The sequence below is a fragment of the Spirosoma lituiforme genome, from assembly GCF_054776635.1.
Genome location: NZ_BAAHBO010000001.1, coordinates 34,038 through 52,695, shown reverse-complemented (window position 1 = coordinate 52,695; position 18,658 = coordinate 34,038). Strand labels below are relative to the sequence as shown.

Sequence of the window (18,658 nt, the reverse complement as noted above, 5' to 3'; positions counted from 1 at the left end):
CAATGTTCGTGTCTTCACGGACCACGGACATTGTCTTCACTGGCGGCTACAGCATCATTTCGTTGACGAAGCGGTTGCCTTTTTGTTCGGAGCCTGGTAGCTGATTCGGAAGAGTGTTCCGTTCAGATCGTCACTTACGTACAGCGACCCATCGGGTCCTTGCGCCAGACCGCAGGGCCGGTGCTGAACCGGACCCGTAGGTTTAACTAAATCCGTTCCGGCAAAATTGTCCGCAAAGATCTCCCAGGGGCCCGATGGTTTGCCATTTTTAAACGGGACAAACCCGATCAGGTACCCCTTGTGAATTTCCTGCGACTGGGCATGGAAAGCCACAAAGGCGCCATTCCGGTATCGTTCCGGAAAGGCGCTTCCGGTATAAAACAAAAGGGCATTGGGCCCCATGTGCGCCGGGAAGGCGGCCAGTGGATTGATTGTTTTGGCCGTTCCCGTTTTTTTGCCGTCGCCCCCGTATTCAGGTGCCAGAATTTTCTTCTTTTGAAAATGATCGTAATAAACGTAGGGCCAGCCAGCATCATCGCCCTGATGTACCTCGTACATCGTTTCGGCGGGTAGCTCAGCGCTTTGCTTGGGCGTGTAATATTGCGGATAGAAATCATCGAACTTACCCCGCCCGTGCTGCACAACGAACAGGGAATTGGTCTTGCCATTCCAGTCCAGTCCGACAACGTTTTTCAGGCCGGTAGCGTACCGCACCCCGCTGGCAAATGATTGGTCCGGCACATTCGCTTTAAACTTCCAGATTCCCGCAGCCGAATCCAGCAACGGACAGGGCATCAGGCCTTTGCCTGTACCCGCCACCCGACAGGCGTCATTATCCGACGCGATATTAACGTAAACATTGTTCTGATTGTCAACGGCAATTGACTTCGATTTATCGCGGTCTTTCTCCCTCAATCCAGACACCAGCTTCTCGGGTTGATCCGGACTGATGACTTCCTGGTTCTCGTTCAGCTTATACCGATAAATGCTGCTGTTCGATGACGTGTACAGATACCCATCCCGGATAAAAATTCCGGTTCCGGGATAATCGCCGAAGCCAACCCGCTCATCAACCACGCCATCTTTATTCGTGTCGCGCAGGCGGTAAATGCCTTTACCATCTTTCAATTTGGCCAGCTTCACGTAGATATCACCCGTTTTACTGACGACGATGTGGCGGGCAGCGCCCAGATCTTCCGCCACAACGCTCGCCGAAAAGCCCGCAGGCAGTTTAACTTCCGGCCCAACAATGCCCGCTTTAACCGCCCGAGGGGGTTTAGTGGGTAGCATACGGTCGGGGTTTCCGCGAACCGTGTTCACCAAAACGAACGAAGTAATGAGGCAGGCAATCGAAACAAGGGGTTTGTTCATGGATTGAGGGAATGACGCTAAAAAAGGATTCCTCAGTCAAAGCAGGAAATTTGCCGGGTCTAATCGTCACGGCCGAAAACTAATCGACCAAAACCGATGCTGAACACCCTCCTGACAAAACGGTTGCCTTGCTACTGGACCGGCTTTACGGAATACCCTCGCTTTCGGAGCAGGTTCACGATGCCCTTCTCGCTACCCAGATGCCCGGCTCCGAAGGCAAAGAAAGTAGGTTTTTCTTTCGCGGCTTTTTCGATCACCGGAATCCAGTTGGCATTGCGTTCGCCAAGCAAACTATCCTCATATTCCGCCATATCGCCGAACTTGCTGGTTTTCATCAGGGCCGTTAGCTTGGCCATATCATGTACTTTATAGGCCGCCAGCAAATCAGCAAACTCTTTCTTCGCTTCGTCGGGCATTTTCGCCATATCCACCAGGCCTTTCAGTTGCTCCTGCATCGGAATCTTGTCCAGTGCTGCCAGTTGAGCCTCCATGGTTTCGAGTCCCAACACGTCCTTTTTTTCCTGAGAAGCCATCTGGGCAAACGTCATGTCATACGAAGCTGGCTGGCAGGGCAACAGGGTCATGTACATAAGCGACAGTAGTCCGATGGGTTTCAGCATGCCCACCTGCGCCAGCCCCATGTTCATTTTCTGCTTCAGATACGTGTCGAGCACGGTGTAATCATCGGCCGAGAGCAGGTCTTTTATGGTTTTGCCGCCGGTCATGATCATGGCTTTCTGCATACCTGCCATCATTGTGGGGTCGTCCAGATCAAGTTCCAGATAAACCTGACTGGCTTCACCGATGGCCTTTTTCATGGCATCCGTAATGGTCAGATCATCGGGGCAAACGAGGTGAAACGTTCCGTAGAGGTACGACGGTTTCGCCAGTCCGGGACCAGTCACCTGGTACAGAAGCGCGTTGTCCTGCGCTGGTGCGGGGGCCGCCAGCAAACCAGCCAGCAAAAAGCCAGCTACGGATGCAAGTAGTTTAGTCTTCATCTTGATTTTAGTCATTTCCGACGGTTGACAAAGCAAATCTATTCGTTTTACGTCATGACTGCCCAGAAAAGTAAACCCGATACGTCAGACACGCCCGCATTCCGGCACAAAATTCGCCTGGTTACGGCGGCTTCGCTGTTCGATGGACACGACGCGGCCATCAACCTGATGCGTCGGCTCATGCAGGCGTCGGGTGCCGAGGTAATTCACCTGGGGCATAACCGCTCGGTGGCCGAAATCGTGAACTGCGCCATTCAGGAAGACGTACAGGGCATTGCCATTACGAGCTATCAGGGGGGGCACATCGAGTTTTTCAAGTATATGTACGACCTGCTCCACGAGCGCGGGGCAGGTCACATCAAGGTTTTCGGGGGCGGGGGCGGCACAATCCTTCCCGCTGAAATCGAGGAACTACACGCCTACGGCATCACCCGTATTTACTCGCCCGATGATGGCCGGTCTATGGGTCTGCAGGGCATGATCAACCATTTGCTGCAGCAGTGTGATGTTGATTTGCCACCACTGGCGGCTCTTTTGCCGGATGGTTCTGCTGACGCTAAAGTAGAGACGCAAAGGATTGCGTCTCTACCCATTAACCAAATTGCGCGGCTGATCACAACGGCGGAAAATCAACCAGCCCATTACAGACCACTTCCACAGGTCAGCAACGCACCGAAGGTCCTTGGCATTACGGGGACGGGTGGGGCGGGAAAATCCTCGTTAATTGATGAACTGGTGCTTCGTTTCTTGCGGACGTATCCCGATAAAACGCTGGCCATTATTTCCGTCGATCCGTCGAAACGAAAAACGGGCGGGGCGCTGCTGGGCGACCGGATCCGGATGAATGCCATCAACTCGCCCAGGGTTTACATGCGGTCGCTGGCTACCCGGCAGTCGAATCTGGCGCTAAGTCGCCACGTGCAGGACGCCATTGATGTGTGTAAAGCGGTGCCGTTCGACCTGATTATCGTGGAGACCTCCGGCATTGGTCAGTCGGACACGGAGATTACGGAACATGCCGACAAGACGCTGTACGTGATGACGGCCGAATACGGAGCGGCCACGCAGTTGGAAAAAATCGACATGCTCGATTTCGCCGATGTGATTGCCATCAATAAGTTCGACAAACGGGGCTCGCTGGATGCCCTGCGTGACGTCAGAAAACAGTATCGCCGAAATCATAACGTGTGGGATACGCCCGACGAAGACCTGCCGGTTCTGGGCACCGTAGCCGCGCAGTTCAACGATGCCGGTATGAATGCGCTTTTTGACCGGCTGATAACTGTACTGGACGCCGACCGTTTCCCGGCTGTCAGGACGACTCATCTCGCGGATAGCCGGGAAACGGTCAGCGCCATTATCCCCCCCGATCGCGTTCGGTATCTGGCCGAGATTGTGGAGGAAAGCCGCCGGTACGCTGCGTTTGTGCAGGATCAGACAACCCTGGCCCGCAAGCTGTACCAGCTCGATGGAGTCCGTAAGCTGGTAGATGATGGCCCCCTACAGGCTTCGCTCCAGACGCTGTATACCGACCTCGACTCCCGTTTGCATTCCGACTGCAAGGCTCTGTTGCAGCAATGGCCTGCCATGCAGCACCGGTACACCGCTGATTTTTACGAGTTTACCGTACGCGGCAACGTCATTCGGCAACCGTTGTATACTGAGACGCTTTCTCACCTCAACATACCGAAAGTGAGTCTGCCGAAGTACCACGACTGGGGCGACATTCTGCGCTGGCTCCTGACCGAAAACGTGCCCGGTGAGTTTCCGTACGCAGCAGGTGTGTTTCCGCTCAAGCGCGAAGGGGAAGACCCCACGCGGATGTTTGCGGGCGAAGGCGGTCCCGAACGCACCAACCGCCGGTTCCATTACGTGTCGAACGGCCTCCCCGCCAAACGACTGTCGACGGCGTTTGACTCCGTTACGCTGTACGGCGAAGACCCGGCCATGCGTCCCGACATTTTTGGTAAAGTCGGCAATTCGGGCGTGAGCATCTGCACCCTCGACGATGCCAAGAAACTCTACTCCGGTTTCGACCTTTGCGATCCGGCAACGTCTGTTTCCATGACGATCAATGGCCCGGCACCGATGCTGCTCGGCTTTTTTCTCAACGCGGCCATCGACCAGCAGTGCGAGAAATACCTGCGCCGGCAGGGGTCAGTGGGCACCGAACCGGGCAACAATACGCCTACTCCCTCGTCAAGCGCCCTACCCCCCTTCCCGGCATACAAGGGTCCCCTGCCCGACGGGCATAACGGGCTGGGCCTGATGCTGCTGGGCACCACCGGCGATAAAGTACTGCCCCGCGAGGTGTATGAGCAAATCAAGGCCGATACGCTGCGAAACGTACGAGGAACCGTACAGGCCGACATTTTAAAGGAAGATCAGGCGCAAAATACCTGCATTTTTTCAACAGAGTTTGCCCTTAAAATGATGGGCGATATCCAGCAGTATTTCACCGACAATCGGGTTCAGAATTTTTATTCGGTTTCGATTTCGGGGTACCACATTGCCGAAGCAGGTGCCAACCCTATTTCGCAGCTGGCTTTCACGCTGTCGAATGGCTTTACCTTCGTTGAGTATTACCTGAGCCGGGGTATGCACATCGACGACTTCGCCCCTAACCTGTCGTTCTTTTTCTCGAACGGCATGGACCCCGAATACACTGTGCTGGGGCGAGTAGCCCGTCGGATCTGGGCGAAAGCGATGCGTCATCAATACAAAGCCAACGAGCGGTCCCAGAAACTGAAGTACCATATCCAGACATCGGGGCGGAGTTTGCACGCGCAGGAAATCGGGTTCAACGATATCCGCACCACGTTGCAGGCGCTGCTGGCCGTTTACGACAACTGCAACTCACTGCACACCAATGCCTACGACGAGGCCATAACGACCCCAACCGAAGAGTCCGTTCGGCGGGCAATGGCAATTCAACTGATTATCAACCGCGAGTTTGGCTTGACCAAAAACGAAAATCCGTTACAGGGCGCGTTTATCGTTGAGGAACTGACCGACCTGGTAGAAGAGGCTGTCTATCAGGAATTTTTGTCGCTGAACGAACGCGGGGGGGTGCTGGGCGCCATGGAACGCATGTACCAGCGCAGCAAAATCCAGGAAGAGTCGATGCATTACGAAACCCGGAAACACAACGGCGACCTGCCTATTGTGGGCGTTAACACCTTCCTGGACCCGGCTGGTTCGCCCACCATCGTTCCGTCGGAGGTGATCCGGTCGACCGACGATGAGAAGCGGTTTGCCGTTGACTCGTGTCAGCAATTTCAGGCGCGTAACCATACCGAAGCGGAACGAGCGCTGACCAATCTGCAGGCTGCGGCACTAGCCAACGAGAACCTATTCGAGCAGTTGATGGACGCAACCAAAGTGTGTACGCTGGGGCAATTGTCGCATGCACTGTATGCGGTGGGCGGTCGATACCGGCGAAACATGTAAACTTATTTACTCGCATACGTGTACAATAGTCTGGCACATCAGCCATCTGTTCGTACCGTATCCATGACTATTCGCTCGTTCCCGCTTCTGTTGCTTCTGCTCACTGGCCTGCTCACGTTTGCCTGCCAGAAAAAGAAACCCGCTGAACCCACGGCGGTCGACCAGCCCACGCCTGCCATTGCTTCCCTGACCAAAACGACCTATGCTGTGGGCGATACGATCCTGATCCAGCTTAGTCAGCCGATCGGGCAACCCAAAGTTACCGTCGATGCGGAGGTCTCTCCTGTTTTCCGGCAGACGGGCAATTCATTGGCCATTGGGTATACGGGCGGCAAAACAGGCATGCACCAACTCGTTGTCAGTGGCGTTACCTCCACCAGTATGTCGTTTTCGGATACGCTCACCCTGGACATGTGGTCGGACATAGTCCCCGAAAATGTCCAGTTTTCGGTACTCAAAACGTATCCGCACCAGGAAACCAGTTTTACGCAGGGTCTGGAGTTTTACAAGGGTGTTTTGTACGAGAGTACGGGCCTGAACGGGCAGTCCAATCTCATGCAGGTCGATGTGCAGACCGGAGCGATCCGTAAATCGGTGCCGCTGGCCAACCAGTATTTCGGTGAAGGCATAACGATTGTCAACGACAAGATTTATCAACTGACCTGGACATCCGGGATTTGCTTTCGGTACACGATGGATTTCCGCCTGGATAAAACGTTTACCTACCCTACCCAGGGCTGGGGCCTGACTCACCGCGACACAACCCTCATTTTAAGCGACGGTTCCAACAGGCTGTTTTTCCTGTCACCCGGTTTTCAACGGTTGGGCGAACTGAGCGTGTATGACAACAAGGGGCCCGTCAAGAACCTGAATGAACTAGAGTACGTAAACGGCTATGTTTTCGCCAATGTCTGGCAGACGAACCGGATCGTACAGATTGATGTCAAGACGGGCAAAGTAGTCGGGAACCTCAATCTGGAGCCCATTCTACCCAGAAGCATTGATACAGACGAAAATGTGCTGAACGGCATCGCTTTTCAGCCAGCCGAAAACGCCTTTTACGTCACCGGCAAAAAGTGGCCCACCCTCATCAAACTGCGTTTGAAACCAGCCGGAAACGAACGTATTCTTGCCAATCGAAACAGCCTGGCACACTTATAGCGAATCAGACAACGCCCGATAGACACCAAAAAGCCAGCGCTGTTTAGCGGCTTACGTTGAGCAGACGAGCCGCATTTCGGCGGATAAAGTAAGCCCCTACACTCGACGTAACAGCCGTTGCCACCGCCACAATAGGCCAGAACCGGTCCATCGGTAGGGTACGCGTGAGCAGTTCTGCCCAAAATGCCGAATACAATCCTACCACCGACCAGGTCATAAAATAGTAGTGCCAGTGAATCCAGTTTTTGACACGTTGGCGTACCAGAGCCGGTACAATCCCCCCCGCAATGGATGCCAGACTGAGCAGGGCCAGCCCATGAAAAAGACCGAAGCGTCCAAAGAGATAATAGACCTGAAAAGCAGTCGCATTCAGGATAAGCATACTGCTAATGTAAGCGTAGCCGACCTGCTTGTGGCGGATCCCACTTTTAGGCATCAGAATAACCAGCGCGCCGGTTAGCATGGCCACCAAGGCCGCCAGCAGATGAATGAACCCGATCGTTGAATGAACCATGATGGTAGTGATTGCGGGCTCAAACGTACTGTAGTCGGCTCAGCCAACAACCAGAATTCCGACAGATCCGGAAAAACCAAAGATAAAAACCGCTGTTTCGGGAGTGAATCCAACGAGCAGCGGTTGCCCTACACTGTTCATTTGGCCGCTGGTCGCTTCCGGCTAGCTTACGTTATTTACGGCTTCGCTGGTGGGCTAAGGGTCAGCCGTTGCCCGTCTTTCAGCAGAACCGATTTTAATTTTTCGTAAGACAGCCGTTGGGGCGATGTCTTGTTCTCGATGGACAACACCGCAGCCGTTGCGGCCGACTGACCCAGAATCATGAACACCGGCTCCATCCGGATAGACCCGTACGCAATGTGTGACGCCGACATCGCCACGGGAACCAGCAGATTACGGCATTCCTGCTCTTTCGGTAGCATCGATCCATAAGCAATCGAGTACGGTTTGTCGGGATGAACGCCAATGTCGCCCTCGTTTTGCACAAACCCATCCGACCGCACGTACCGCTGCGCGTTGTGGGCGTCGAGCGAGTACGAGCCCATACCCACCGGTTGCGGAACCTCCGTCTGGCCAAGGGCATCGGCTTCTTTCATCACAAATACCCCGAGCATTCGCCGGGCTTCGCGCACGTAAATCTGATGCGGCCAGTTGTTGTTATCCGTAAACTCATCTTTGGCCAACCCCCACTGGCTCATGGCTGCGCGAACGTCGGCGGGAACGCGGGCGTCATTGCTCATGAAATACAGTAATCCCTGCTGATAAAGCTGGTGATCGCGAATAATCTCGCGTCGGCGTTCGTAGCTGGCTTCGGGATAATCGTAATTTTTGCCGATGTAGTCGGAACTGAACGGGCCGTGGTTGTTGGTATCCGTTTTGCGATTGGGAATCGGATCGAACTTCTGAAACGTTTCGCGCCAGCCACTGTCGAACACACGACCCAGCAATTCATAACGAGCGGGATCGTAGCCTGCCGGTTTTGGGAAAGGCACCCGGTTGTCGGGGTTGTTGCTCATGCACATCCGAAAGCAATAGGCCTGAATTTTATGATCACCAGTACCTTTTTCGCCCGGACCACTGGTCGCGATTTCGGGGAGCAGACCACTTTTCGGGTCGTTGGGCGTTTTGTACGGGCTGATGTTGGCGCTGAAATAGTGACCGTGCTGAAAAACGTTCGGCTGTACCCCATTCCATGTTTCGTTATACACGCTGTTGGCTTCCCGGCCCACATGGTACGTCACCCCGGCGGCTGCCATCAAATCCCCTTCGTAAGTTACGTCGATGAACATGTTACCTTCGTATACCTGGCCGCTCAACGTCCTGAACGACTGGATGGCGCCATTCTTTTTTGTTACGCCCCGTTTCGACCGGTCGAGCCATTCATCGCGGTATACTGTTATGCCGTTTTCACGGACAAAAGCGTCAAATACCTTTTCGGCGGCATGGGGTTCAAAAATCCACATTGTACGGCTTGTTCCATCAATAGCGGGCGTTCCCTGACCCTTGTTGCCGTACTCTTCCCGCTTTTGCCATTTCCAGGCGTCGTCCTGCTGATAGTGTTCGTAGAGCCGGTGGTAAAACTCCCGCGACAGGCCGCCGATAACTTCCTTGTTTCCGGTATCGGTAAAGCCCAATCCACCCGACGAAAGACCACCCAGGTGTTTATCCGGCGAAACAATGAGTACGGTTTTCCCCATCTTTTTGACCTGAACGGCGGCCGTCACGGCGGCACACGTACCGCCATAAACGATCACATCGGCCCGGCGAATGGGTACCCCCTGTGCGACATTGGTTGTCTGAAAAACCAGTAACCCGACCAGCAGGCTACTCACCCAACAGCTGACATACTTGAAACGACTTGGCAGAATGCACATAACGTATTGACGCAAAAATGACTGATCTGATCCTTGACCGGCGATCACTTGCCCGCGGTTGACGGGGTGGCTCCGGCCAAAACCGTATCGCCCGGGACCATAAAGAACTCCGGCCACATGGCGTTTTTGGTTAACACATCATAAAACAGCCCATCCTGCGCGTTCTACTTGGTTATCTCCGTATAACCCTGCCGCAGACAATGGCCTCCCGGAGCACGAACTGGCCTGAACCGGGAGACTATCATCCAGCACAATTCCGCTTTTTTCGTGGTTAATACCGTTTCGACATTGTTCAGGACTAGCTTTTACAGTAAATCCGCCAGGATGATCAGTACGTGTACCAGTACGCTGGTTGCAAAGGTGGGAAAAATGTACTTCACCGGCATGGCTGCCAGAATGGGTACCAGCACCAGTAAAAAGCAGAGCATACTGGCCAGGAACTGCCAGTCGCCACCGCCAAAATAAGCCATTATCAGCAGAAGCGCAGGCGACAGGATACAGCCCTGAATCGCGACCGCCGTTGCGGCCCAGCCGATGCGATTGAATTCCGCTTTCTCGGCGTATTGTCTATAGCTTGACAGCCAGGCTTTAGCGGTTGAGCTGGAGTAGTCGACGGTTGAGTGAGTCAGGGTTGCCATAGTTTCGTGCGTTGATTGATGACACAAACTAACGGCCATCGACCAGAACCTTACCTGACGGAAATCAATCCGCCGAATGATTGTGATTAGGTACCCTCACCAGGGTCGGGCCTTCGGCGAATGAAAAAAGTGGACCCGCCGAAGGGCGTTTTTCCGAAACCTTTCATCTGAACAGTTACTTATGCTCCCGTCACTAATTCACCATTGCATCCTTATGTCAAGCCCCGATTCAATCAGCGCAGAGGAATTCGAAACCATCAAGAAACATATCCGCGACATTCGCGTCGCCCTGCTCACAACCCAGGCTCCCGACGGCACGCTACGCTCCAGGCCCATGGCTACCCAACAACTTGACCCCGACGGAACCATGTGGTTTTTCACCCGGAACGACTCGGCCAAAGTCGACCACGTGCGCCAACACCCGGCCATTGCGCTGGGCTTTGAGAACCCCGAAACGCAGGTTTCCGTCAGTACGGCGGGGGAAGCTGAGGTCATTAAAGACCAGGCTAAAGTCGACGAGCTGTGGAACGACGCGCTCAAGGACTGGTTCCCCGAGGGTAAAGATGATCCGAACATTGTTCTTCTCCGAATCACCACCCGCACGGGAGAATGCTGGGCATAAAGCCAGCTTGGTTACGGAGTCCATCCGCCAGCGGAACGGCCTGCTGGCGGATGGACTCCGTAATCATGTCTTTTCCCCATTCGTATCGGTGCACCTGCCAGACTAACCTTATCGAAAAGCCGATGCCGATTTAAACCGGATCTTAATCGACTTCACGAAACACTCTTCGTTAGGTCAGGTTAAAAGTAGGCCCGACTCCAGCCTGGTATACGTTAACGAGTTCGGCACCCTTCACGATGATACCTCAATTTCTGTTTGCCACCGGCATCGAAAACAGCAACCCGACCATTCAGAACGGCAGGTATCGCCAGGATGAGCTGGAGAAATGCGGTCACTACAAAAACTGGCGAACTGATTTTGACCTGGTCGAGGAGTTGGGTATTCGTTTTCTGCGCTACGGCCCGCCTATTCACACCACGTTTCTGGGCGAGGGCCACTATGACTGGTCGTTTGCCGACGATACATTCGGCGATTTGCGCCAGCGCGGTCTTGTTCCGATCGTTGATCTGTGTCATTTTGGGGTACCCGACTGGATCGGCAATTTCCAGAACCCCGATTTCCCGCAGCTGTTTGCTGGCTATGCCCGTGCCTTTGCTCAGCGGTTTCCCTGGGTTCAATTGTACACACCCGTCAACGAGATGTACATCTGCGCGGAGTTTTCTGCGCTCTATGGCTGGTGGAACGAACAGCTCAGCAGTGACCAGGCCTTCGTTAACGCGCTAAAAAATATAGTCAAAGCGAATGTACTGGCCATGCGTGCCATTCTGGATATCCGGCCAGATGCCTTGTTCATTCAAAGCGAATCATCCGAGTATTTTCATGCCGAAAACCCGGCCGCCATTAAACCAGCCGAGATATTGAATGCCAAACGCTTTCTGTCGCTCGACCTGAATTATGGACGCCGGGTCGATTCGGAGATGTACGAATACCTGATGGATAACGGCATGACGCGCGAGGAGTACCACTTCTTTCTGGGCCAGAACCTGAAGCAGTACTGCATCATGGGTAATGATTATTACCAGACCAATGAACACCGGGTGCTGGCCGATGGCAGTACCCGGGCGTCGGGCGAGGTGTTTGGGTATCACGTCATTACGCGGCAATACCACGACCGGTACCGACTGCCCGTTATGCACACCGAAACAAATTTATGGCAGGGCCCCGCGGGTAATGAAGCCGTAAACTGGCTCTGGAAAGAATGGGCCAACGTGCTGCGCGTGCGGAATGACGGGGTGCCCATTGTGGGGTTCACGTGGTATTCGCTCACCGATCAGGTGGACTGGGATTCGGCCCTGCGCGAAAACAACGGCAACGTAAATCCGTTGGGACTCTACGACCTCAACCGCCAGATCCGTCCGGTGGGTCAGGCCTATAAACAACTCATCAACGACTGGAAACAGGTACTCCCGGCGCAGAGTGTTTGCCTGCAGGTGCCGATCATCATGCCCGGTGAAAGTGGTCAGCCGTGGGCGTTTCGGAAACAGACCGACGCCCAGCCAACCCGCCAGCCCTTAACCGACACGCTTCCCAATGCAAATCAAGCCATTAACTGAACAACCATGCGATTTCAGAATAAAGTAGCCATCATAACGGGCGGAGCCAATGGCATTGGCCTGGCGATAGCGAACCGGTTAGCTTCGGAGGGGGCCACCATTGTGCTGGCCGATTTAAACGAGGATGCGCTCAACAAAGCCGTACAGCAGGTAAAAGCCGCCGGTGCGCCCGCTGTCTGGGGCAGTGTTTGTAACGTAGCCATCGAAGCGCAGGTCGAAGCGACGGTAACCAGCACGCTGAATCGATTCGGGCGACTGGATGTGGTGGTCAACAACGCCGGCCTGATGCAATTTAAACCACTGGAAGAACTGACGGGTGACGACTGGTTACGGGTGCTGAACGTAGATTTACTAGGCGCTTTTTATTTTACCAAACAGGCGTTTCTGCACATGAAACCCGGTGGCACTCTTGTTAACGTGGCCAGCATTCATGCGGTTGAAACCCAACCCCTGGTAGCGCCGTACGCAGCGTCCAAAGCGGCCCTGCTCTCCCTGACCCGGTCCTCGGTTCTGGAAGGCAAACCCAAAGGGCTGCGTATTAACGTCGTTTTACCCGGTGCCATCGATACGCCCATGTTGTGGGATAATCCAAATGTGAAATCCGGGGTGGAGAAAATAGACCGGTCCGACGTTGGCCAGCCAGCGGACGTAGCAGCCGCGGTTGCTTACCTGGCTTCCGATGATGCCGCCTTTGTCCAGGGTGCCGAAGTACGGGTTGATGGGGGTCGGCTGGATCGATTATAAGGTTGGTTTGCCCACCAACCAGACCTACATCAGAGGTTTCGAATCAGCAGTTTCTGACCAACTTTTATCGAATTGTTCTTCAGATTGTTCCAGCGCATCAGATCAGGTACGGTTACTTTGTAGATAACAGACACTCTGTACAGGGTTTGCCCGGGCTGCACGGTGTGGTACGAAGCAACCTCCATCCGGTTCGTATTGGCTGGCGAACCCGTGCGTTCAACCGGTGCTGACTTGCGGGGGGTTACTTTATTTTGGGTAACGGGGGCAGGACGCTCCGGCAGGTCTATTTTCTCCTCGACCAGTACGGAATCTTCGTCTTCCGGTTCTGTTTTCAGCACGACGATATCCGGATTGGCGTCAATCTCGTTGATCATTTCTTCGGGTACGGGTACCTTCGGCGTGGGCACGACAACCTCCTTTTCTTCCGGTTCGTTGCTGCGCATCTGCACATATTCAAACAACTGGTTGGTTGGTCGCTTCTGCTGGAGCCACAGCACACGCCCTGGCTGCAGCCGCTGCGTTGCCAGCACGTAGTTAAATTTTTGTAGCGATTTTAGTCTGACGCCGTAGATGTTGGAAATCTTGTGCAGTGTCTGGCCTTTCTGAACAATGTGGTAGGGTATTTTTGCCCGTTTCGCTTTCGACTCCAGATAGTATATTTCACCCGGACGAATCACGTCATTACTGGTCAGGTCGTTATACGCCACAAATGACTTGATCGGAATATCACCGTAGTAAGCGAGGGTGATCAGGTTGTCGCAATGCTGGGCCTGAATCCCTCTCAGATCATTGATGCGGTAAAATATAGCCGATGCCCGTAGTCCTTCCTGCCGGTCATATACCCTGCGCAACGTTGGAAACCCACTGTCGGAAATTAAGCCGGGCTTCGTTTCCTCCGGCGGTTTGACCTGCGATTGAATCTGGGTGTATTCTTCGGGCGTTACCTGGATCAGTAAAGAGTAGTTTCTGGGGATGGGCCGCTGGCTTTCCTTAATCCATCGGTTGTAAGTTTCTGTCCGATCGAGCGGGAGCTGCAGTTGATCCACAATGCCCTGAAGCGTTTTGCCGGCACTATTCTGGTACTCATACAAAATATAAGGCGATGAGGCCTGCGCCGTTATGGCCGACTGGCCAAGGACAAACTTGCGGGCCAGTACTTCCCAGAACAACGGCGACGTTGATTGGCCCGGCGAGAAATAATGCTCCGTTATCCGTTCCGGAACGGAGGGAACACTTCCCGTCAGGTAGCACAGCAGCGATGACGCGTAGTTCTTTTGCGCTTTTTGCCAGTAACTGATATCCGCCAGCACAACAACCGTGCTTACCAGCGGATGATAACGCTCGTCAATCTGATCGTCCATCTGAAGGTTCAGCCTCATCCCCTGCTCCTGGGTCAGTCTCCAGAAGCCAATCGTGTCGGTATCGGAGGTGGGGAGCGCTGCATACAGCAAATCGTTGGGCATATTTACCCCCTTAAAAAGACCGGCCAGCTGTGGCGCCAGCTGATTCGTTGTTCGTTTCAGGTAGTCTATAGCCTCAGGATGAGCATACAGGCGCCGTACCTCTTGTTTGACTTTTAACCGATTTTCTTCCGTCAGATGAATCGTGACCCCCGCAAATTCTATTTCAGCGGGTACATTGACTGTCGATTGGCCCAGAACCGGCATCGGTACGGAAGGTACAGCTATGCATAGAATCGATATAAGTAGTTTAAGGTATCTGCCCGGGAAGTTCATGAGGGTAAATATGCTGTATTTTTCCAAAAAAAGGGTACTGAACGTTCCCCTGATCAATAGAAATACCCACTCGTTAAAACAGCTGCTCCAATAATTCCGTAAACAATCAACCTGATTCTGGTTTCGTTCTGCTTTTCACACAACTACACGAACGTCCATTTAACTAACTCCAGCAGCTGATTACAGATAGCGAATAATGAAAACCAACGAAAAATACGATGTACCGTATAACAAATATTTTTTATCGGCACAATTTATACCAACATTCAGGTAAGTTTTTTGCAATTATGCCTATCGCTTCTTTTTATCGTTAACCAATATGCACCAATGAAGCATAAGTAGTTACTTAATGTATTCTTATGCACAACATATCAAAACCTGTTAATAAATAAATTTGAATGTACGCCTGCTTTCCTTTTTTTTGTTTAATGTTTCTGTAATTCGAATCCACTAAAATTAAACAAAGACCCGTATGAATGCTAAAAAACCATCGGATGGAGTACTGGATAAATTCAGTGTTGAACGGGTCCTTACGGATTGGATCAATGCCATCGAAAACTTCCGGATACTATATGTTAAGCTGGTCAGCCTTATCCCTCCCCATTCTGAGAAGCTAAGTAGCCCTTTGTACATTGGTCAATGTCCGGCAGATTCTCTGGTAACGCTGATTCTGAGTATGCAGAAGGAGCTGGAGCAGTTACTTGTCGAAATGGACGCTCTGGAGGGGCTCAGCACCCAAACATCCCCCCAAACCATCCGGAAACTCATCCGGCACACGCAGCGCCTGAATAGACTGATTGACAAAGCGAACGTGCGATTTCAATTGATGAACGTTTCTTCCTCTTAATCGAACCATATCCATGACAAACCTTCCTCAATCCTTTAGTAAGCTGCTGGAACAGTATGTCTTCACAACGGCGAATCAGGTCATTGACCTGGCCACGCGCGAGCAGCAAGCCATACTGGTCAAATTGATCATTGATATTCCCACAGATGTTCCTCCCGCCGGTTCGCACCCGTCACCGGTTCTTGGCTCACCGAATGAAGTAAGCCAGCCGGTTCCCGCTTCAGCCAACCGACTAATTCACGACCTGTGGCTTACGAAACTGTTCCAGCGGCAGATTGAACGGAATGAAGCCAGCATCGCTCAGATTGAACAGGCTATCGAAACCACTCAGCAGGGGTTCCAGGCGAGAGTAAACAAATTCAGGAGCGAAGCCGCTCAGGCCAATCTGGAGATGTGTCATAGCCGCATGCTTAAGCGGTACCAGAATTATCTGGTTTCGCTACAGACAATTCAGCGAACAAATCGCGACCGGTTAAGTCGTCTGACCAGTAGCTGAACCGATACAACGTAAGCAACTGGTCAGGCTTAATCGCCAATCCAGTTCACCTACGCAATACTGCTACCAGTAATACCTCACCAACGTGGGGCATTACTGGTATTTTTTTGTTTCAGCGGTATGGTTACTACCTATCCGGGCCGATAAAACTATCATTTTGGTAAGTCCATTCGTGTAAAAGCGTACATTTACCGGTACAGTGTTATAATGCTGAGTACATAACTGAATAGCCATGAGTTTAATCTACCGATTAGCAACTGCACCAGACCTTGTCGAAGTTGTCGAAATGCTATCTGATGATAAGTTAGGCGTGGCTAGAGAACGATTCGAAGTTCCTCTTCCGGCATCCTACTTACAGGCGTTTCAGGCAATTATAAAGGATAAACAGCAAGAGCTGACTGTTGTTGAAGACGATGGAGAACTGGTGGCTACCTTTCAGCTTAGCTTTATTCAGTACCTGACCTACCAGGGCGGCACTAGAGCGCAGATTGAAGCAGTTCGAGTAAAATCTACCTACCGGGGTCAGGGAATTGGCCGTGAAATCGTTCAGTATGCTATTCAGCGAGCTAAAGAGAGAGGAGCTCACGTATTGCAATTGACAACTGACAAAAAGAGACCAGAAGCCAAACGGTTTTATGAATCACTGGGATTTGTCGACTCTCACGAAGGCATGAAGCTTCACTTCGGCTAGCACCTTCTTGCTCATTCGTTAGAGAAGCAGCCTGAAAACGACGATGATCACCCTGAAAATTAGCCTGTACAATACCGATACACTCGCTCAACTTAAACACATACCGTATTTCATTGACCAGCGGCTTCGGTAACCCCGGACTCGCTCAATCCGTAAGAACCTCTTCTTTACTCAAGTGCTTTTTGGGCCTCGATCCTCGTTGTCCGTCCTGTACTACAGACCAACTCTGCCCTATGGCCAAAGCCCGATCTGATTCCGAAAAACTGATTCTTTTACTGGTCGATTACCTGGACATGCGCCGGGAAACCATTCTGAATCAGTGGCGCACGCGCTGCCTGGAAGATGCTACTCTGGGCAGTAAGATCAGTTTCCCCCGCGAAGAATTTAATGATCAGGCTCCCGCCTTACTCAATATTCTGGCTCAGCGCCTGCGGGGTGAAGATGAAGAATCCGATACGCTTGCCCGAGCCGGTGAACATGGCCTTCACCGCTGGCAACGTGGCTATTCGCTCCCCGAACTACTGACGGAGCTGGAGCATCTGTACTGGATCATCCTGGATGAAGTGCGAACCTTTCAACAGCAACATAAACAGCTTTCCGGCGATTCGCTCTCGGAGATTTACCGACAGGTATTCAGGCTGGAAGCCGAAAGCAACCGGGGCAGCGTGCTGTATTACGATCAACTCCGGCAGACCAACGCAGCCGAACAGGCCAGCAGCCTGCAGGAGTCGCTGGACAAACTTCAGCAATTGAGCAAACGACAGGGCGAACACCTGCGCCACAATTCGCACGATCTGCGCTCCAGCTTTGGCGCCCTGATGGGCGCAGCTACCCTCCTACAATTGCCCAACACGGAAACGGAGCGCGACAAATACGTGGACATGCTGAACCGTAACCTGGCTTCTATCCGGGATATGCTGCTTCAGCTGACCGATTATGCCCGTATTGAAGCCGGTCAGGAGAAGCTGACCATCAGCGAGTTTAATGCGGCCGATCTCCTGCGGGAATGTGTCACGCTGACTCAGCCTCTGGTAGAGCAACGTAATTTCGTTTTGCAGGGTGATGGACCCGAAACCCTGATGACACGCAGTGATGCCGTTAAGGTTCAGCGTATTCTACAGAATTTACTCTATAATGCCATTAAATACACCAAGTCGGGCTGGGTGTATGTGTCCTGGGCGCAGGAAAATGAATCCCGCTGGATCTTGAGCGTGCAGGATTCGGGGGCTGGCTATGCTCCAAACAGCCCGACTGGTCTGTTGGCGGAACAGCTTAGGCCACTCAGTCAGCCCACCAGCACCCATCAATCAGGTGGGGCCGATGAATATCCGCTTCAGGAACCTCCTACCACCGAATCCTTGAAAGTACTGCCGGCTAACCAGCAAAAGGAAAGTGAAGGATTAGGCTTATTTATTGTCAAAAAACTCTGTGAGTTACTCAGGGCCAGCATGGATATTGAAAGTACACCGGGCAAGGGGACGCTGGTACGCATTCGGTTCCTGTCGAATCAGGAAGTCAGCTAATCTAACCGGTAAGCCAAATGAAAGCGTATCACTAATTCACGAAAAGTCAGCATGAAAGACGCCATTCAAGCCTACATTGACGCTTATAATGTAAAGGATATTCCTGCTATGCTTGATCTGCTGGATGATCAGATCATTTTCGAGAATGTTTCCAATACAGCAGGTGTCACCAAAACTACATCCAGGGATGAATTTCAGCAGCTGGCGTTCCAGTCGGCAGCCTACTTCTCCGAGCGCAGGCAACTCATTCGCTTTTTGGTATTAGGACTCGATTCGGCCGCTGTTGAGATAGATTATCAGGCGACTCTGGCCCAGGACTTCCCCAACGGACTAAAGGCGGGTCAGTCCATTCACCTTCGCGGGGTCAGTATTTTTGAGCAGAAAGACGGTAAATTCACGCGCATCAGCGATTACAGCTAGCAATACCACATCAAGAA

16 protein-coding genes are annotated in these 18,658 nt (G+C 52.6%); 10 read left to right on the top strand and 6 right to left on the bottom strand.

The window, feature by feature from the left end:
• Window positions 1-54 precede the first annotated feature (54 nt).
• Both ACYU87_RS00220 and ACYU87_RS00215 read right to left on the bottom strand, forming a co-directional pair.
• Window positions 55-1,371 carry a PQQ-dependent sugar dehydrogenase gene (locus ACYU87_RS00220; RefSeq protein WP_461132012.1) on the bottom strand — a complete coding sequence of 439 codons (1,317 nt, stop codon included), beginning with the start codon at window positions 1,369-1,371 and terminating at the stop codon, window positions 55-57.
• Window positions 1,372-1,502: 131 nt separating this feature from the next.
• Window positions 1,503-2,387 carry a TraB/GumN family protein gene (locus tag ACYU87_RS00215; protein WP_461132011.1) on the bottom strand — a complete coding sequence of 295 codons (885 nt, stop codon included), beginning with the start codon at window positions 2,385-2,387 and terminating at the stop codon, window positions 1,503-1,505.
• Between the two features lie 39 nt (window positions 2,388-2,426).
• Here ACYU87_RS00215 and ACYU87_RS00210 point away from each other — a divergent pair, with 39 nt between their 5' ends.
• Both ACYU87_RS00210 and ACYU87_RS00205 read left to right on the top strand, forming a co-directional pair.
• Window positions 2,427-5,822 carry a methylmalonyl-CoA mutase family protein gene (locus ACYU87_RS00210; protein ID WP_461132010.1) on the top strand — a complete coding sequence of 1,132 codons (3,396 nt, stop codon included), beginning with the start codon at window positions 2,427-2,429 and terminating at the stop codon, window positions 5,820-5,822.
• A gap of 63 nt (window positions 5,823-5,885) precedes the next feature.
• The gene (locus ACYU87_RS00205) at window positions 5,886-6,983 is read left to right on the top strand and encodes a glutaminyl-peptide cyclotransferase (RefSeq protein ID WP_461132009.1); all 1,098 of its coding nucleotides are present in this window, start codon (window positions 5,886-5,888) and stop codon (window positions 6,981-6,983) included.
• A gap of 43 nt (window positions 6,984-7,026) precedes the next feature.
• On the opposite strand, the gene ACYU87_RS00200 is transcribed toward ACYU87_RS00205, so the two are convergent.
• The 3 genes from ACYU87_RS00200 to ACYU87_RS00190 form a co-directional block, all read right to left on the bottom strand.
• Complete coding sequence (locus ACYU87_RS00200) at window positions 7,027-7,497, bottom strand: DUF2306 domain-containing protein (protein WP_461132008.1); 471 nt, start codon at window positions 7,495-7,497, stop codon at window positions 7,027-7,029.
• Window positions 7,498-7,673: 176 nt separating this feature from the next.
• Window positions 7,674-9,371: an FAD-dependent oxidoreductase gene (locus tag ACYU87_RS00195; protein WP_461132007.1), complete on the bottom strand. Its 1,698-nt coding sequence runs from the start codon at window positions 9,369-9,371 to the stop codon at window positions 7,674-7,676.
• Window positions 9,372-9,676: 305 nt separating this feature from the next.
• Complete coding sequence (locus ACYU87_RS00190; RefSeq protein ID WP_461132006.1) at window positions 9,677-10,009, bottom strand: hypothetical protein; 333 nt, start codon at window positions 10,007-10,009, stop codon at window positions 9,677-9,679.
• A gap of 214 nt (window positions 10,010-10,223) precedes the next feature.
• On the opposite strand from ACYU87_RS00190, the gene ACYU87_RS00185 reads away from it, so the two are divergent.
• The 3 genes from ACYU87_RS00185 (at window position 10,224) to ACYU87_RS00175 (ending at window position 12,928) form a co-directional block, all read left to right on the top strand.
• Window positions 10,224-10,631, top strand: a complete 408-nt coding sequence (locus ACYU87_RS00185) for a pyridoxamine 5'-phosphate oxidase family protein (RefSeq protein WP_461132005.1) — start codon at window positions 10,224-10,226, stop codon at window positions 10,629-10,631.
• Window positions 10,632-10,867: 236 nt separating this feature from the next.
• Window positions 10,868-12,184 (top strand): family 1 glycosylhydrolase, encoded by a 1,317-nt coding sequence (locus tag ACYU87_RS00180; protein ID WP_461132004.1) that lies wholly within the window; start codon window positions 10,868-10,870, stop codon window positions 12,182-12,184.
• Window positions 12,185-12,190: 6 nt separating this feature from the next.
• Window positions 12,191-12,928 (top strand): SDR family NAD(P)-dependent oxidoreductase, encoded by a 738-nt coding sequence (locus ACYU87_RS00175; protein WP_461132003.1) that lies wholly within the window; start codon window positions 12,191-12,193, stop codon window positions 12,926-12,928.
• 29 nt (window positions 12,929-12,957) lie between these two features.
• Here the strand turns inward: ACYU87_RS00175 and ACYU87_RS00170 are convergent, their stop codons facing one another.
• Window positions 12,958-14,595 (bottom strand): LysM peptidoglycan-binding domain-containing protein, encoded by a 1,638-nt coding sequence (locus ACYU87_RS00170; protein ID WP_461132002.1) that lies wholly within the window; start codon window positions 14,593-14,595, stop codon window positions 12,958-12,960.
• 541 nt (window positions 14,596-15,136) lie between these two features.
• On the opposite strand from ACYU87_RS00170, the gene ACYU87_RS00165 reads away from it, so the two are divergent.
• The 5 genes from ACYU87_RS00165 (at window position 15,137) to ACYU87_RS00145 (ending at window position 18,641) form a co-directional block, all read left to right on the top strand.
• The gene (locus tag ACYU87_RS00165) at window positions 15,137-15,511 is read left to right on the top strand and encodes a hypothetical protein (protein WP_461132001.1); all 375 of its coding nucleotides are present in this window, start codon (window positions 15,137-15,139) and stop codon (window positions 15,509-15,511) included.
• Between the two features lie 13 nt (window positions 15,512-15,524).
• The gene (locus ACYU87_RS00160) at window positions 15,525-16,007 is read left to right on the top strand and encodes a hypothetical protein (RefSeq protein ID WP_461132000.1); all 483 of its coding nucleotides are present in this window, start codon (window positions 15,525-15,527) and stop codon (window positions 16,005-16,007) included.
• A 232-nt stretch (window positions 16,008-16,239) separates the two neighbouring features.
• Window positions 16,240-16,698 carry a GNAT family N-acetyltransferase gene (locus ACYU87_RS00155; RefSeq protein ID WP_461131999.1) on the top strand — a complete coding sequence of 153 codons (459 nt, stop codon included), beginning with the start codon at window positions 16,240-16,242 and terminating at the stop codon, window positions 16,696-16,698.
• A 233-nt stretch (window positions 16,699-16,931) separates the two neighbouring features.
• Window positions 16,932-18,221: a sensor histidine kinase gene (locus ACYU87_RS00150; RefSeq protein ID WP_461131998.1), complete on the top strand. Its 1,290-nt coding sequence runs from the start codon at window positions 16,932-16,934 to the stop codon at window positions 18,219-18,221.
• A 51-nt stretch (window positions 18,222-18,272) separates the two neighbouring features.
• Window positions 18,273-18,641, top strand: coding sequence for a nuclear transport factor 2 family protein (locus ACYU87_RS00145; protein ID WP_461131997.1), 369 nt, complete (start codon window positions 18,273-18,275; stop codon window positions 18,639-18,641).
• The last annotated feature ends 17 nt before the right edge of the window (window positions 18,642-18,658 follow it).

What these genes read in the sequence shown, in the direction of transcription:
- ACYU87_RS00175 (WP_461132003.1), top strand. Translation starts at nt 12,191, where the DNA reads ATGCGATTTCAGAATAAAGTAGCCATCATAACGGGCGGAGCCAATGGC.
- ACYU87_RS00180 (WP_461132004.1), top strand. Translation starts at nt 10,868, where the DNA reads ATGATACCTCAATTTCTGTTTGCCACCGGCATCGAAAACAGCAACCCG.
- ACYU87_RS00195 (WP_461132007.1), bottom strand. Translation starts at nt 9,371, where the DNA reads ATGTGCATTCTGCCAAGTCGTTTCAAGTATGTCAGCTGTTGGGTGAGT.
- ACYU87_RS00220 (WP_461132012.1), bottom strand. Translation starts at nt 1,371, where the DNA reads ATGAACAAACCCCTTGTTTCGATTGCCTGCCTCATTACTTCGTTCGTT.
- ACYU87_RS00160 (WP_461132000.1), top strand. Translation starts at nt 15,525, where the DNA reads ATGACAAACCTTCCTCAATCCTTTAGTAAGCTGCTGGAACAGTATGTC.
- ACYU87_RS00150 (WP_461131998.1), top strand. Translation starts at nt 16,932, where the DNA reads ATGGCCAAAGCCCGATCTGATTCCGAAAAACTGATTCTTTTACTGGTC.
- ACYU87_RS00210 (WP_461132010.1), top strand. Translation starts at nt 2,427, where the DNA reads ATGACTGCCCAGAAAAGTAAACCCGATACGTCAGACACGCCCGCATTC.
- ACYU87_RS00170 (WP_461132002.1), bottom strand. Translation starts at nt 14,595, where the DNA reads ATGCCGGTTCTGGGCCAATCGACAGTCAATGTACCCGCTGAAATAGAA.
- ACYU87_RS00215 (WP_461132011.1), bottom strand. Translation starts at nt 2,387, where the DNA reads ATGACTAAAATCAAGATGAAGACTAAACTACTTGCATCCGTAGCTGGC.
- ACYU87_RS00200 (WP_461132008.1), bottom strand. Translation starts at nt 7,497, where the DNA reads ATGGTTCATTCAACGATCGGGTTCATTCATCTGCTGGCGGCCTTGGTG.
- ACYU87_RS00185 (WP_461132005.1), top strand. Translation starts at nt 10,224, where the DNA reads ATGTCAAGCCCCGATTCAATCAGCGCAGAGGAATTCGAAACCATCAAG.
- ACYU87_RS00155 (WP_461131999.1), top strand. Translation starts at nt 16,240, where the DNA reads ATGAGTTTAATCTACCGATTAGCAACTGCACCAGACCTTGTCGAAGTT.
- ACYU87_RS00165 (WP_461132001.1), top strand. Translation starts at nt 15,137, where the DNA reads ATGAATGCTAAAAAACCATCGGATGGAGTACTGGATAAATTCAGTGTT.
- ACYU87_RS00205 (WP_461132009.1), top strand. Translation starts at nt 5,886, where the DNA reads ATGACTATTCGCTCGTTCCCGCTTCTGTTGCTTCTGCTCACTGGCCTG.
- ACYU87_RS00145 (WP_461131997.1), top strand. Translation starts at nt 18,273, where the DNA reads ATGAAAGACGCCATTCAAGCCTACATTGACGCTTATAATGTAAAGGAT.
- ACYU87_RS00190 (WP_461132006.1), bottom strand. Translation starts at nt 10,009, where the DNA reads ATGGCAACCCTGACTCACTCAACCGTCGACTACTCCAGCTCAACCGCT.